This window comes from Pseudomonas sp. IT-P171, from assembly GCF_949767765.1.
Taxonomy (GTDB): domain Bacteria; phylum Pseudomonadota; class Gammaproteobacteria; order Pseudomonadales; family Pseudomonadaceae; genus Aquipseudomonas; species Aquipseudomonas fluorescens_B.
Genome location: NZ_CATKQN010000006.1, coordinates 17516 through 31092, shown reverse-complemented (window position 1 = coordinate 31092; position 13577 = coordinate 17516). Strand labels below are relative to the sequence as shown.

The following is a 13577-nucleotide window of genomic DNA, read 5'->3' as shown; positions in this document are numbered from 1 at the left end:
ACAAGAGAACAATCATGAGCCAGACACCGTTCAACATTCAGCGCGCCGCCGTCATCGGTGCGGGCACCATGGGCCGTGGCATTGTCATGTGCCTGGCCAACGCCGGGGTGCCGGTGCAATGGGTGGATAACAATCCGCAGATGCTTGAGCAAGCGCTGGCCAGCGTGGCCGAGACCTGCGCGCACAACGTGCGTCAGGGGCGGATCGATCAGGCCGAGGCGGACGCTCGTATTGCGCGGATCTCGGCGGCTGCCGATTACGCAGCGATCCGCGATGTCGATCTGGTGATTGAGGCGGTGTACGAAAACCTTGAGCTCAAGCAGAAAATTTTCCGTGAGCTCGATGGCCTGCTCAAACCCGAAGCCATTCTGGCGAGCAACACGTCAGCGCTGGATATCGACGCGATCGCTGCGGCCACTCGTCGTCCGCAACAAGTGCTGGGCCTGCACTTCTTCAGCCCGGCGCACATCATGAAACTGCTGGAAATCGTTCGTGGCGCACAGACTGCGCCGGCGGTACTGGATGCCGCGCTGGAGCTGGGCAAGCGCATGGGCAAGGTCAGCGTGGTGTCGGGCAACTGCGAGGGGTTCATCGGTAACCGCATGCTCAATACCTACGTGCTCGAAGCGCGCAAGATGCTGCTCGAGGGCGCTTATCCCTATCAGGTGGATGCGGCGTTGCAGGGCTTCGGTTTCGCCATGGGGCCGTTTCGCATGTTCGATGTGGTCGGCATCGACCTGCAATGGCGCGCTCGAGAACTGGCCGGTGTCGGGCAGGATGCGCCGCAGGTCCAGGTGGACAACCGCCTGTGCGAACTGGGGCGTTTCGGCCAGAAGAGTGGCAACGGTTATTACCACTACGAAGCCGGCAGTCGCCAGGCTGAGCACGATGTGGAAGTGGATGCGCTGGTGCTGCAAGTCAGCGAGGGATTAGGCTTCCAGCGTCGTGAAATCGGCCCTGAGGAGATTCTGGAGCGCTGCTTGCTGGCGCTGGTCAACGAGGGCGCGAAAATCCTTCAGGAAGGGGTTGCTGCAACGGCGCACGACATCGATCTGGTGTACCTCAACGGCTATGGGTTCCCGGCGGACAAGGGCGGGCCGATGGCCTGGGCGGATCAGCAAGGGTTGACGGACATTCATCAGCGGTTGTTGGCGCTGGAGACCCGGCAGGGTGATCACTGGCAGCCGGCGCGGTTGATTGGGGAGTTGGCGGCGGTGGGTAAGGGGTTTGCTGATTTGTAGTGTCTTTAATGACGCCATCGCGAGCAGGCTTGCGATGAGTACGACGCGGTTTCCGCCTTAAACTCGCCATCCAACTCCAGGAATCGAACCTGATGTCCAACCCGATGCCTCAACGCACCGACTACCCGCACTTCCAGCCCATCACCACTCGCTGGCACGACAACGATGCTTACGGTCACGTCAACAACGTCACCTACTACAGCTTTTTCGACACGGCGGTGAACACGTATCTGATCGAAGTCGGCGGCCTGGATATTCATGACGGCGAAGTCGTGGGTTTTGTCGTGAGTTCGGCGTGCGATTACTTTGCCTCCATCGCTTTCCCCGACCGGATCGAGATCGGTTTGCGGGTGGGCAAGCTGGGCAACAGCTCTGTGCAATACGAACTGGCGGTGTTCAAGGCGGGTGAAGACGACGCCTGTGCGGCGGGGCGCTTCGTACATGTGTTCGTGGATCGGACATCGAATCAGCCGGTGGCGATTCCTGGCGGATTGCGCGGTGCGCTGGAGCGGTTGGTGGTTTGACCGGCAAAAAAAATCGCAGCCCGTGGGCTGCGACTTTTTGATCTACCGGTAAACGAGGCGATTCAAGCCTCAGTCGCGATAGCGATGTTTGTGCTTGCGATGACCGTAGTGGTGGCCACGATCATGGTGACCATCACGGTAGTAGCGACGATCACCGCCACGATGAGAGCGACGATCATCGTCCTCATCGCTCTTGTTGCCCATGTAGTTACCCAGCGCGCCACCGGCGCCGCCGCCTGCCGCGGAGCCGATCAGGCTGCCGGTGGTGCCGCCCATGCTGCGACCGACCACGTTACCGCCCGCTGCGCCCAACGCACCGCCAATGGCCGCTTCGCCACGGCTGCGTTTGTCTGCGCCGACTGCGCTACCACCCGCGCCGCCCAGGGCTGCGCCGATGGTGGAACCTGTGTTGCCGCCTAACGATTGACCGACGACCGAGCCCAAAACCCCACCCAATGCGCCGCCCACACCTGCTTCGGTGGTGCCTCCGGCAGAAGCTAAGCCACTGACCAGGCCAAGGGACAACAAGAGAATCGAGGAGAACTTCATAGAGGAACCTCAAGGGGATGACGGCGCGATCCTGAGGCTGAGGCAGGGTGCTTACAATCGAAATCCGACGAATGACACGACTTCAGCAGATATACCTAAGTTACTGTTTTTTGGGCGGAACTTAAGTGTTTTTCGCCGGTCTTTAGCTACTTCGGACAGGCCGTTTTTGTGAAAAAACGGCCTTTTTTGTGGGCGTTGGGAAAGTTGGCTTGCCGCTGAAAATCAGGCGCGTACATCGTCTTGTGGCGAGGGAGCTTGCTCCCGCTGGGTCGCGAAGCGGCCCCAAAAAAAGCAGCGGTGCGGCGTTCCGACAAGCTCCCTCGCCACAGGGTGTGCGCGTTAAGCTGACTTGGCCATGATCAACCCGGTCTCACTCGCCGCTTCCAACCGGATCGCCACAAACTTCGACGTCGGCGTATGGCTGCCATCCCCGGTGCTCTCCAGAGGCACCAGCGGGTTCACTTCCGGGTAATACGCAGCCGCTTGCCCCGCAGGAATATCAAACGCCAGCAGCGTGAAGCCCTTCACCCGACGCTCTACGCCATCGTCCCAGATCGACACGATGTCGGCCTTCTGCCCAGGCTTGAAGCCCAGGCGAATAATGTCGGCTTCGTTGACGAACAACACGTCACGCTGACCTTTCACGCCGCGATAACGGTCATTCAAGCCATAGATCGTCGTGTTGTATTGATCGTGGGAACGCATTGACTGCAGGATCAGGTCCGGCAATACGCCAGTGGCGCGGGTGCGTTCGTGCACCAGGTCCTTGGGCAATACGTTCGGGCGGAAATTGGCCCGGCCTGATGCAGTGTTCCATTTGCGCGCACCGGCACTGTTGCCGAGGTAAAAACCACCAGGGTTCTTGATCCTCTCGTTGAAGTCCTTGAAGTTGGGAATGGTGTCGGCAATCAAGTCGCGGATGCGGTTGTAGTCCGCTACCAGCCAATTCCAGTCCACGGGGTGGCTGCCCAGCGTGGCGGCCGCGATACCGGCAAGAATCGCCGGCTCCGAGCGCATCTGGTTCGACAGCGGCTCCAACTGGCCATTGGAGGCGTGGACCATGCTGAACGAGTCTTCGACGGTCACTGCTTGAGGGCCTTCGGTTTGCCGGTCGATGTCGGTCCGGCCCAGGCACGGCAGGATCAGCGCGTCTTTACCGTGGGCCAGGTGGCTGCGGTTGAGCTTGGTGCTGATCTGCACGGTCAGGTCACAATTGCTCAGCGCCTGGAAGGTCCGCGGACTGTCAGGGGTGGCTTGGGCGAAGTTGCCACCCAGGGCGATGAACACTTTTGCCCGACCTTCGGCCATGGCGTGAATCGCTTCAACCACGTTGTGGCCGTTTTCACGCGGCACCTTGAACTGGAAACGACGTTCCAGGGCGTCGAGGAACGCCACCGGCGGACGCTCGTTGATACCCATGGTCCGGTCGCCCTGCACATTACTGTGGCCACGCACCGGGCACAGGCCCGCGCCCGGCCGCCCGATGTTGCCGCGCAAGAGCATCAGGTTGGCGATTTCCTGGATGGTCGCCACCGAATGACGATGCTGGGTGATACCCATGGCCCAGCACATGATGACGTTCTTGCCTTTGGCGTACATGCGCGCGGCTTTTTCGATTTCGACTAGGGGCAGGCCAGATTGCTCGACGATCTGCTCCCACGAGGTGTCGTCGACGACGCCCAGGTAGTCCAGCACGTTGACGCTGTGTTCATTGAGGAAGTCGTGGTCGAACACGGCAGGCTCACCCGCCTTCTGCGCATCGCGCTCCCATTGCAGCAGGAACTTGGCCATGCCGCGCATGATCGCCATGTCGCCGCCCAGTGCCGGACGGAAGTACGCGGTGTTGGTCGGCTTGTCGCCGTTGGTGAGCATTTCGAGCGGGTGTTGCGGGTGCTGGAAACGTTCCAGTCCCCGTTCTTTCAGCGGGTTGATACACACCACTTGAGCGCCACGTTTGACCGCTTCGCGCAACGGTTCGAGCATCCGTGGGTGGTTGGTGCCGGGGTTCTGGCCCCAGACGAAAATCGCATCGGCGTGCTCGAAGTCATCGAAGGTCACGGTGCCTTTGCCGACGCCAACGCTCTGCGACAACGCAACACCGCTGGCCTCGTGGCACATGTTCGAGCAGTCGGGGAAGTTGTTGGTGCCGTAGGCGCGCACGAACAATTGATAGAGGTACGCCGCTTCGTTGCTGGCACGTCCCGAGGTGTAGAACTCGGCCTGGTCCGGGCTCGACAAACCGCGCAGATGCTTGGCGATCAGGGCAAACGCATCGTCCCAGCTGATCGGTTGGTAGCGATCGGTTTCGGCGTTGTAGCTCAATGGCTCGGTCAGGCGGCCCTGATATTCAAGCCAGTAGTCGCTCTGCTCCAGCAGCTGGGTGACGCTGTGTTTGGCGAAGAACTTGCCGTCGACACGGCGTTTGGTCGCTTCCCAGTTCACCGCTTTGGCGCCGTTCTCGCAGAACGCCACCATGCCGGCTTCATTGGAATCGCCCCAGGCGCAACCGGGGCAGTCGAAGCCGCCGTTCTTGTTGGTCTTGAGCATCATGCGCAGGTTTTTCAGCGCGTTGTCGCTGGTCAACCAGGCCTGGGCAACGCTGATCAGCGCGCCCCAACCACCGGCCGGGCCTTTGTAGGGCTTGTAGCGGGGGACGGGTGTCTGGTCGGCTTGACGATGTTGACTCACGCTTGATTCTCCAACGCAGGGCTATATACCCGCGGCGCACTTTTCTGCGGCAGGTGGATGAGATTGAGGTTATGGCGGCGGGCCCATTGCACGGCCAGGCCCGTGGGCGAGGACAGGCTGACGAGGGTCTGGATGCCTGCGCGCAACACTTTCTGGATCAATTCGAGGCTGCAACGGCTGGTGACAATCGCCAGGCCGCCGGTGGTCGGGATTTTTTGCCGGATCAGCCCGCCGATCAGTTTGTCGAGGGCGTTGTGCCGGCCAATGTCTTCGCGACCCAGCAGCAATTCGCCTTCGGCGTTCATGAACACCGCCGCATGCACCGCGCCGCAATGCTGACCCAGAGGCTGAAACGCGCTGATGCGCTGGCGCAAGCCGTCAAGCCATTCGGCGGGTGGTAGGGGGGCGCCGGGCAACACCTTGAGGTCCGGCAAGGCTTGCTCCACCGCTTCCACGCCACACAGTCCGCAACCGCTGGTGCCGGCCAATTGCCGACGCTGCTGCTTGAGGTTCCAGAAGGCGCGGTTGGCGATGGTCACTTGCGCGTATTGCGCCGAACCCGAGCCGCTGAGTTGCAGGTCATAAATGTCGGAGGCGTCTTCGATGATGCCGCTGCCGAGGCTGAAACCGACAATGAAGTCTTCCAGATCCGTTGGCGTCACCAGCATCACCGCCTGGCTGATGCCGTTGAAGGCAATCGCCAGCGCGACTTCTTCGGCCAGCGCGGTACTGGCCGATTCGGTGTATTGAAGATCGCTGTAACTGTAGGTTTGGCTGGCGGCGGGCGCGGGCGCTTCGAGGGCTGGCGCCGCGCAAACAGGGCGCTTGGCTTTCATCAGGCATCACCGACGGTTTAGTCAGGTTTAAGCCTATGCGCGTCAAAGTGTCGCGTCTAATCGCTATTACTGATCTGCCGATAGATGACGTCGATCAAGAGATGGTTGGCGATTTCTGATAGATCGCAAAACAGGCTTCCGCCAGCGCTGACCGCGGCGCGCTGCGACGCATGATCAGCCCCAGTTGGCCGAGGGTCTGCGCGTTTTCGATCGGTTGCAAACGCAGATGATCGGTCAGGTTTTCCAGCCCACCGTCCAGCGGCATCACGGCGCAACACAAACCACCGTGCACAGCTTGTAACAGTTGATGCACGGCATCGGTCTGCAACAGCGGCTGGGGGGTGAGGCCGCGGCTGTGGAAATTGTGATCGATGGACTGGCGGAAATGCATGCCGCTGGTGAGCATGCCCAGCGGCAGTTCAATCAACGACTCCCAGCTCAGCGGTGCCTCGCCGAACGTGAAAAAGCGCTGATCGTAGAGCAGGCCCATGCGGGTTTCGCTGAAGGTGAGGGAGTCGAAGCGTTCGGCGTCCAGGCGTTCCAGGTACGACACACCGAGGTCCAGGCGATTGTTCGCCAGTTGTTCGAGGATCTGCTCGGAGCTCAGCGCAGAGAGTTCGAAACGCAGGTTCGGGTGTTCGGTGTGCAGGCGTTGTAGCAGGGGCAGCGGATCGAAACTCGACAAGGGCACCACGCCCAGACGCAGCGTACCGACCAGGTTGCCGCGACAGGCGGCGGCCTCGGCCTGCAAACCGTCACAGGCCGCCAGCACGGTGCGCGCCCAGGCCAGCACCCGCTCGCCAGGCGCGGTAAAGCCTTCGAAGCGTTGGCCGCGGTTGACCAATGGCAGCTCCAGCTCTTCTTCGAGGCTGCGCAGACGCATGGACAAGGTCGGCTGGGTGATGTGACAACGTGCGGCGGCCTGGCCGAAGTGACGGGTTTCGTCGAGGGCGATGAGGAATTTCAGTTGCTTGATGTCCATCTTCGCTCCAGGGCGCGGGAAGGTCGGGATTCTAGCGCCTGGGGGCAAGCGGCGTCATTGGTCGGGTGAGAACCGAGGGTTGCAACCTTGGTCTAGGCTTTTGCGTCTGGAACCCTAAACCCAAGGAGCGTGCACCATGAGTATTTTTAGCTTTGTGAAAGAAGCAGGCGAAAAACTTATCGATCTGCTGACACCCGGCAACGCCAATGCCAGCGAGCAGTTGAAGGAACACATCAGCAAGGTCGGCCTGGGTAACCCGAATGTGCAGGCGACAGTGGATGGCGACAAGGTCACGGTGACAGGTGAAGTCGGCAGTCAGGAAGAGAAGGAGAAGATTCTGTTGGCGGTGGGCAATATCGCCGGCGTCGGGAGCGTGGATGACCAGATTACGGTGACCGGGCCGGTGGTGAAGGCTGCGACCTTTGTCACGGTTGTGAAGGGCGACACCCTGAGTGCGATTTCCTTGCGCGTATATGGCGATGCCAACAAGTATCAGAAAATCTTCGAGGCCAACAAGCCGATGCTCAAGGATGTGAACAAGATTTATCCGGGGCAGTCGTTGCGGATTCCGGAGTAACACATAAACCTGTGGCGAGGGAGCTTGTCGGAACGCCGCACCGTCCCGCTCGGCTGCGCAGCAGCCGCAATTCTCTGAAGGAAACTTCAGTCAGATTGGGAGCGCTTTGCACTCCAGCGGGAGCAAGCTCCCTCGCCACAAGTCTCAAAGCCCGGCAATCAGCTCCCGATAATCGATCACCGCCACAAACTCCGCCGTGTCTTTCGGCCCTTTGCGGCTGTCCGGTTCCCGCACTGCCAACAAATGCGCAACACCGAAATCCCGCGCACTGCGCAGGATCGGCAACGTATCGTCGATAAACAGGCTGCGCGCCGGATCGAAGCCGATGTCCGCCTGCAAGGCCTCCCAAAACTGTGGATTCTCCTTGGGGAAGCCGTAATCGTGAGAGCTGATCAGCCGCTCGAAGTAGGGCGCCAGTTCAATTCGTTCCAGCTTCAGTGACAACGAGTCCCGGTGCGCATTGGTGATCATCACTACCCGTTTGCCCGCCTTCCTGATCGCCTCCAGAAATGTATCCGCATCGGGGCGCAAAGCGATCAGGTGCGCGGTTTCCAGTTTCAGTTCGCGCACCGGCAGCTTCAGCTCGGCGCTCCAGAAATCCAGGCAATACCACTGCAACTGGCCGGCGTTGCGTTCGAACAGCGGCTGCAATTCCATCTCGGCCATGGCCCGGCTCACCCCGTGCAACTCGGCGTAACGCTGGGGCAAATGCTCCAGCCAGAAATGATTGTCGAAGTGCAGGTCCAGCAGCGTGCCGTCCATGTCCAGCAGAACGGTGTCGATGTCGCGCCACGGCAGCAGTGACATAAAAAACTTCTCCAACGGTAAAAAAGATATCCGAGGTCAACAATCAGGATAGGCCGGGTATAGTAACGCGTTCACGCCAAGGAGCTTTTCATGCGCCAGAAACCCACCGTCCTCGCCCGCGAGATTGTCGCCACCAGCCGTTTATTCTGCGTCGAAGAGCTGAAACTGCGCTTTTCCAATGGCGTGGAGCGCACATATGAACGACTGGTCGGCAAGGGCGCCGGGTATGGCGCGGTGATGATCGTGGCGATGATCGATGCAGACCACGCGGTGCTGGTCGAGGAATATTGCGGCGGCACCGATGAATACGAGCTGTCTTTGCCCAAGGGCTTGATCGAACCGGGTGAAGACGTGTTGGCGGCGGCGGAGCGCGAGCTCAAGGAAGAAGCCGGTTATGGCGCGCGACAGCTGGAGCATCTGACCGAGTTGTCCTTGTCGCCGGGTTACATGAGCCAGAAAATTCAGGTGGTCCTGGCCACCGACTTGTACGAAGAACGGCTAGAGGGCGACGAGCCCGAACCTATGGGCGTGGACAAGATCAATCTGCGTGAACTGTCCGGCCTGGCACAGAACCCGCGATTCACTGAGGGCCGTGCCTTGGCGGCGCTGTACCTGGCCCGCGATCTGCTGACTCAGCGCGGGGTATTCCTGCCATGAATTTTCCGCATCCCTTGATGGCGCCGGTGGTTGAACTGGCATTGAAGGCGGGCGACGCCATCCTGCCGTTTTGGCGTACCGGCACTGCGGTGACCGCCAAGGCTGACGATTCACCGGTCACCGCGGCCGACCTTGCCGCTCATCATCTGATTCTGGCCGGGCTGACCGCGCTGGACCCAAGCATTCCGGTGTTGTCCGAAGAGGACGCCAACATCCCGCAGAGCGTGCGTGCCGCCTGGCAGCGCTGGTGGCTGGTCGATCCGCTGGACGGGACCAAGGAGTTCATCTCGGGCAGCGAAGAGTTCACCGTCAACATCGCGCTGATCGAGCAAGGTCGCGTGGTGTTTGGTGTGGTGTCGATGCCGACCAACGGGCGTTTCTATGTTGGCGGTGCCGGGCTGGGTGCGTGGCGTGGCGATAAAGACGCCGAGCCATCGCCGATTCAGGTTCGCAATGCTCTGGCTCCTGGAGAGGCGTTCACGGTCGTTGCCAGTCGTCGGCATTCAAGCCCTGAACAAGAACGCTTGCTGGCCGGACTGAGCGACAGCCTCGGTGAGTTGCAACTGGCCAATATCGGCAGTTCGCTGAAATTTTGCCTGCTGGCGGAAGGCGCGGCCGATTGTTATCCGCGCCTGGCACCGACTTCGCAGTGGGATACGGCGGCGGCCCAAGGTGTGCTGGAAGGAGCCGGCGGTGAAGTGCTGGAGTTGAGCGGCGTGCCGTTCAGTTATCCGGCGCGGGAGTCTTTGCTGAACGAGTTTTTCCTGGCGCTGCCGGCGAAGGCTGCCTGGCGGGAAAAACTGCTGGAACTCGCCCGTTCCTGATCTGCGCACACGCCTTGTGGCGAGGGAGCTTGTCGGAACGCCGCACCGTCCCGCTCGGCTGCGCAGCAGCCGCAATTCAGGCACCGGGATTTAAATGATATTGCGCGGTGGCTGGCCTTGGGGCCGCTCCGCGACCCGGCGGGAGCAAGCTCCCTCGCCACAGGTGTTGTGTCGTTAGCGGTGAAGGACGTACTGCCCGGTGAACGTTACTGCATCGTCATCGCTATCGGCATTCACAATCCGAGAGTGCAACGTCAACCGCGCCCGCCCATAGCGTCCATACATCGCCAAGAACTTCTTCCATACCGCCGCACTCGGCGCCTGGCAAATCGCCGTCGCGTCCATGGTCACCGGCAGCGGATAGCTGATCTGCCCTTCCTGGATCACGATGTGCCCGTCCTCAATCCCTTCCTCGCGCAGACGCAAGTGCAGCCAGCCCCAGCCCGCCAGCACCGCGCCGCAATACAGGCTGCCGCCGAACATGGTGCTCTTGTGATTGACGTTGGCTTCCAGCGGCAAGTACAGGCGCAATTGCTGCTCATGCCAGTCGAGCACTTTGACGCCCATGGCCTGCGTCAGGGGAATGTCGCGGTGCAGGACTGATTCCAGATGACGACTGTCGCGGTTCATGAATGGGCCTTTTGCTTGAGGAGTAAGGATTGCCGGTCACTCAATCGAGTTCGTCGGTCGGGTGATGGTCGGCAAAGTTCAGCCCGTGCTTGCGCAGTTTGTCGTGCAAGGTCTTGCGCGGAATGCCGAGGGCTTCGGCGAGGCTGCGGACCGAGCTGTGAGAGCGCGCCAGTTCGGCGGCAATCAGCGATTTCTCGAAGTTTTCCACCTGTTCGCTCAATCCGCCGCTGAACGCTTCAACCGTTGTGCTCGCTCCAGCCTCCGGCGCGTTGTTGTCCAGTGCCAGTTCCAGGCCCAGGGCGAAGCGTTCGGCGGCGTTCTGCAATTCCCGCACGTTACCCGGCCAGGTGTGACGCAGCAGCAGCGCCCGTTGCCCCGGCTGCAGTTCATGGGGCGGCAAGCCATGGCGAGCGCTGGCTTCATCGGCAAAATGCTGGAACAGCATCAGCGCGTCTTCACCGCGTTCGCGCAGCGGCGGAATCCGCAGCGGTGCGACGTTGAGACGGTAATACAAGTCGGCGCGGAAGCGTCCCTGATCGGCGGACTGGCGCAGGTCTTCCTTGGTCGCGGCGATGATGCGGATGTCCAGCGGGATCAGCTGATTGCCCCCCAGACGCTCGACCACCCGCTCTTGCAGCAAGCGCAGCAGCTTCACCTGCACGTCCAGGCTCATGCTTTCGATTTCATCGAGGAAGACTGTGCCGCCGCTGGCGAATTCGAACTTGCCGATACGGCGCTTCTGCGCCCCGGTAAACGCGCCCGGTTCATGACCGAACAACTCGCTTTCCACCACGGATTCGGCGAGGGCCCCGGCGTTAATGGCCACGAACGGGCCGTTACGCCGGTTCGACAAATCGTGCAGGGCCCTGGCCACGACTTCTTTGCCGGCACCGGTTTCGCCGAGGATCAGCACGTCGGCCTTGGTCGCGGCCAGTGCACCGATCTGTTCGCGCAAACGCAGCATCGGCGCCGATTGCCCGACCAGTCTTGCGCTCAGTTCATTGCGGTCGCTCAGGGCCAGACGCAGACTGCGGTTGTCCAGCACCAGCCGGCGCAAGGCCAATGCACGGCGCACGCTGTCGAGCAGGGCGTCGCTGGCGAAGGGTTTTTCCAGAAAGTCATAAGCTCCGGTGCGCATCGCTTGCACGGCCAGCGGCACGTCGCCGTGACCGGTGATCAGCAGCACGGGCAGCTCCGGGTCTTGCGCGTGCAGTTCGGTCAGTAACTCAAGACCGTCCATGCCCGGCATGCGAATGTCGCTGACCACTACTCCCGGCCAGTCACGTTCCAGTTGCCCGGCCACGCCCTTGGCTTCGGCGAGCGGCAGGATTTTCAGGCCCGCCAGGTCCAGCGTCTGGCTCAAGGCTTGGCGCAGATGCGGATCGTCGTCGATCAACACGACCTGGATGCGGTTGTCGATGGTCATGCACTTCGGTCCTCGGACGGTTGCAGGCTCACGCCCGGTGCGCCTGCGCGCAGTTTCAGGGTAATCAAGGCACCGCCTTCCTTGTGGTTGGCGAACGACAGTTCACCCCCGAAGGCGCGCATCAGGGTCTCGCAAATCGCCAGCCCCAGGCCCAGGCCCTGCGTGCGGGTCTTGGTGGTGTAGAAAGGCTCGCTGGCGCGGCCGAGGGCTTCCATGCAAAAGCCAGGGCCGTTGTCGCGAATGTACAGAATGACGCCATCGGCGGTGGATTGGGCACTCAACCAGAGTTTACGCGGCGGGCCTTTTTCCGTCAGCGCGTCCAGCGCGTTGGCCAGCAGGTTGCCGAGCACCTGACGCAAACGGGTTTCCCCGGCTTCGACCCACAGCGTGGCGGCCGGCAAATCTCGGATCAACTCGACCTCCATGCTCCGCCGGCGCTTGGCCAACAGCGCCAGCGCGTCATCCAGCGCCGGTTGCAGCGCAACGCTTTCCGGGGCGTGGCGATCACGCCGGGCAAAGGCACGCAGGTGCGCGATGATCGAGGCCATGCGCCCGGTCAGTTCGCTGATCAGCTTGAGGTTGCCGCGCGCATCGTCGGTGCGCTCGTGATCAAGCAGCACTTCGGCGTTTTCCGCGTAGCTGCGAATCGCCGCCAGCGGTTGATTGAGTTCGTGGCTGATGCTCGCCGACATGGTCCCGAGCGCCGACAGCTTGCCCGCCTGCACCAGATCATCCTGGGCGCGCACCAATTCCTGCTGGGCATTTTCACGCTCCAGCACTTCCTGTTTCAGCCGACGGTTGAGGCCTTCGAGGTCGCTGGTGCGTTCGGCGACGCGGCCCTCCAGTTCCCGACGGGCCTTGGCTTCGAAGGCGATTCGATCGAGGTAGTGGCGGCGGCGTTGCATCATCAGGCCGAGCAGCAGCATCAACACCAGCAGCGTCGCGCCGCCAATGGCGACCACCGTGCGCACCGGGCGGTCGATCAGGGTGCGCGGCGCAAGGATGCTGACGCTCCAGCCGGTTTCATCGATCTGCCGGGTCTGGGTCAGCCACGCGTCCGGATCAAGGTTCAACGGCTTGGGTTCTCGGGTCGGGTAGGGCTGAATCGCGGTGATCGCCTCGCGTTCCGCGTCGCTCAACGGACGGGTCGCGCGAAAACGCCATTCCGGCCGCGAAGTGAGAATGACCACGCCGTTGTGGTCAGTCACCAGCAGTTGTTCCGGGGTTTTGCCCCAGAGGCTTTCGGTGTGGTCCAGGTCAACCTTGACCACCAGCACGCCGATGATTTTTTCGCGATCCCGGACCGCGGCTGCGAAGAAGTAGCCACGTTTGGCCGACGTGGTGCCCAGGCCGAAGAAGCGCCCCAGACGCCCGGCCATGGCTTCACTGAAATACGGCCGAAAGGCGAAATTGCGCCCGACGAAACTGTCGTGTTTGTCCCAGTTGGAGGCGGCGAGCGTCTTGCCCGTGGTGTCCATCAGGTACATGACTTCGGCGCCGGTCTGGGCGCTGATGTTTTTCAGCAGCCGGTTGGCGTTGCCTTGGATGACGCCATCATCCGGTGCAGACAGGTCAGCACGCAGGGCCGGCAGGTCGCCAAGAATCTGCGGCAGCACTTCATAGCGATGCAGTGTGCCCAGCAGGTTGGCGACGTACAGGTCGAGGGTCTGACGGTTCTGCCCGGCCAGTTCGCTGCGGTAATAACGCTCGGCCAGATGCTCCAGCGGCCACAGCAATGGCGCGAGGCACAGCGCAAGCAGAGCCAGGCTGCGCCAGCGGGGTCGGCGTGGAAGGGTCGAGTTCATGAGCATCAGGCGCCTGTGGGTACAGGCGCAT

The 13577-nt window shown here is 61.6% G+C and carries 13 protein-coding genes; 5 read left to right on the top strand and 8 right to left on the bottom strand.

The genetic code is table 11. The features are described from left to right. Positions 1–14: 14 nt before the first annotated feature. Together ACM6I5_RS05105 and ACM6I5_RS05100 are read left to right on the top strand one after the other, a co-directional pair. Positions 15–1241, top strand: a complete 1227-nt coding sequence (locus ACM6I5_RS05105; protein WP_414883309.1) for a 3-hydroxyacyl-CoA dehydrogenase NAD-binding domain-containing protein — start codon at positions 15–17, stop codon at positions 1239–1241. A 92-nt stretch (positions 1242–1333) separates the two neighbouring features. Further along, the gene (locus ACM6I5_RS05100; protein WP_017335927.1) at positions 1334–1765 is read left to right on the top strand and encodes an acyl-CoA thioesterase; all 432 of its coding nucleotides are present in this window, start codon (positions 1334–1336) and stop codon (positions 1763–1765) included. Positions 1766–1834: 69 nt separating this feature from the next. On the opposite strand, the gene ACM6I5_RS05095 is transcribed toward ACM6I5_RS05100, so the two are convergent. From ACM6I5_RS05095 to ACM6I5_RS05080, 4 genes are all read right to left on the bottom strand, one after another. Continuing rightward, on the bottom strand, positions 1835–2314 hold the full coding sequence (locus ACM6I5_RS05095; RefSeq protein ID WP_414879894.1) for a glycine zipper domain-containing protein: 480 nt from the start codon (positions 2312–2314) through the stop codon (positions 1835–1837). 339 nt (positions 2315–2653) lie between these two features. After that, positions 2654–5002 carry an FdhF/YdeP family oxidoreductase gene (locus ACM6I5_RS05090; protein WP_017335929.1) on the bottom strand — a complete coding sequence of 783 codons (2349 nt, stop codon included), beginning with the start codon at positions 5000–5002 and terminating at the stop codon, positions 2654–2656. Next, complete coding sequence (gene fdhD / locus ACM6I5_RS05085; protein WP_017335930.1) at positions 4999–5838, bottom strand: formate dehydrogenase accessory sulfurtransferase FdhD; 840 nt, start codon at positions 5836–5838, stop codon at positions 4999–5001. Before fdhD ends, ACM6I5_RS05090 begins: the two co-directional genes overlap by 4 nt. Positions 5839–5932: 94 nt before the next feature. After that, the gene (locus ACM6I5_RS05080) at positions 5933–6820 is read right to left on the bottom strand and encodes a LysR family transcriptional regulator (RefSeq protein WP_017335931.1); all 888 of its coding nucleotides are present in this window, start codon (positions 6818–6820) and stop codon (positions 5933–5935) included. Between the two features lie 136 nt (positions 6821–6956). On the opposite strand from ACM6I5_RS05080, the gene lysM reads away from it, so the two are divergent. Next, a complete protein-coding gene (gene lysM, locus ACM6I5_RS05075) occupies positions 6957–7397 on the top strand; it encodes a peptidoglycan-binding protein LysM (protein ID WP_017335932.1) in 441 nt (146 codons plus the stop codon). A 144-nt stretch (positions 7398–7541) separates the two neighbouring features. On the opposite strand, the gene yrfG is transcribed toward lysM, so the two are convergent. Then, positions 7542–8204 carry a GMP/IMP nucleotidase gene (gene yrfG, locus ACM6I5_RS05070; protein WP_017335933.1) on the bottom strand — a complete coding sequence of 221 codons (663 nt, stop codon included), beginning with the start codon at positions 8202–8204 and terminating at the stop codon, positions 7542–7544. Between the two features lie 90 nt (positions 8205–8294). Between yrfG and nudE the strand changes: the two genes are divergently transcribed. Together nudE and cysQ are read left to right on the top strand one after the other, a co-directional pair. After that, positions 8295–8861 carry an ADP compounds hydrolase NudE gene (gene nudE, locus ACM6I5_RS05065; protein WP_017335934.1) on the top strand — a complete coding sequence of 189 codons (567 nt, stop codon included), beginning with the start codon at positions 8295–8297 and terminating at the stop codon, positions 8859–8861. Continuing rightward, the gene (gene cysQ, locus ACM6I5_RS05060) at positions 8858–9685 is read left to right on the top strand and encodes a 3'(2'),5'-bisphosphate nucleotidase CysQ (RefSeq protein WP_414883308.1); all 828 of its coding nucleotides are present in this window, start codon (positions 8858–8860) and stop codon (positions 9683–9685) included. Before nudE ends, cysQ begins: the two co-directional genes overlap by 4 nt. Positions 9686–9859: 174 nt before the next feature. Here cysQ and ACM6I5_RS05055 read toward each other — a convergent pair whose 3' ends face one another. From ACM6I5_RS05055 to ACM6I5_RS05045, 3 genes are read right to left on the bottom strand one after another with little or no spacing between them, the layout of a single operon-like run. Next, a complete protein-coding gene (locus ACM6I5_RS05055; RefSeq protein WP_414883307.1) occupies positions 9860–10315 on the bottom strand; it encodes a thioesterase domain-containing protein in 456 nt (151 codons plus the stop codon). A gap of 40 nt (positions 10316–10355) precedes the next feature. Beyond that, on the bottom strand, positions 10356–11741 hold the full coding sequence (locus tag ACM6I5_RS05050) for a sigma-54-dependent transcriptional regulator (protein WP_414883306.1): 1386 nt from the start codon (positions 11739–11741) through the stop codon (positions 10356–10358). Further along, on the bottom strand, positions 11738–13546 hold the full coding sequence (locus tag ACM6I5_RS05045) for a sensor histidine kinase (protein WP_031318232.1): 1809 nt from the start codon (positions 13544–13546) through the stop codon (positions 11738–11740). Before ACM6I5_RS05045 ends, ACM6I5_RS05050 begins: the two co-directional genes overlap by 4 nt. Positions 13547–13577: the final 31 nt, after the last annotated feature.

Bases quoted from the DNA above. Each gene is read 5' to 3' on its own strand.
- yrfG (WP_017335933.1), bottom strand. From the start codon at position 8,204: ATGTCACTGCTGCCGTGGCGCGACATCGACACCGTTCTGCTGGACATG.
- ACM6I5_RS05045 (WP_031318232.1), bottom strand. From the start codon at position 13,546: ATGAACTCGACCCTTCCACGCCGACCCCGCTGGCGCAGCCTGGCTCTG.
- lysM (WP_017335932.1), top strand. From the start codon at position 6,957: ATGAGTATTTTTAGCTTTGTGAAAGAAGCAGGCGAAAAACTTATCGAT.
- nudE (WP_017335934.1), top strand. From the start codon at position 8,295: ATGCGCCAGAAACCCACCGTCCTCGCCCGCGAGATTGTCGCCACCAGC.
- fdhD (WP_017335930.1), bottom strand. From the start codon at position 5,838: ATGAAAGCCAAGCGCCCTGTTTGCGCGGCGCCAGCCCTCGAAGCGCCC.
- ACM6I5_RS05100 (WP_017335927.1), top strand. From the start codon at position 1,334: ATGTCCAACCCGATGCCTCAACGCACCGACTACCCGCACTTCCAGCCC.
- ACM6I5_RS05105 (WP_414883309.1), top strand. From the start codon at position 15: ATGAGCCAGACACCGTTCAACATTCAGCGCGCCGCCGTCATCGGTGCG.
- ACM6I5_RS05080 (WP_017335931.1), bottom strand. From the start codon at position 6,820: ATGGACATCAAGCAACTGAAATTCCTCATCGCCCTCGACGAAACCCGT.
- ACM6I5_RS05050 (WP_414883306.1), bottom strand. From the start codon at position 11,741: ATGACCATCGACAACCGCATCCAGGTCGTGTTGATCGACGACGATCCG.
- ACM6I5_RS05055 (WP_414883307.1), bottom strand. From the start codon at position 10,315: ATGAACCGCGACAGTCGTCATCTGGAATCAGTCCTGCACCGCGACATT.
- cysQ (WP_414883308.1), top strand. From the start codon at position 8,858: ATGAATTTTCCGCATCCCTTGATGGCGCCGGTGGTTGAACTGGCATTG.
- ACM6I5_RS05095 (WP_414879894.1), bottom strand. From the start codon at position 2,314: ATGAAGTTCTCCTCGATTCTCTTGTTGTCCCTTGGCCTGGTCAGTGGC.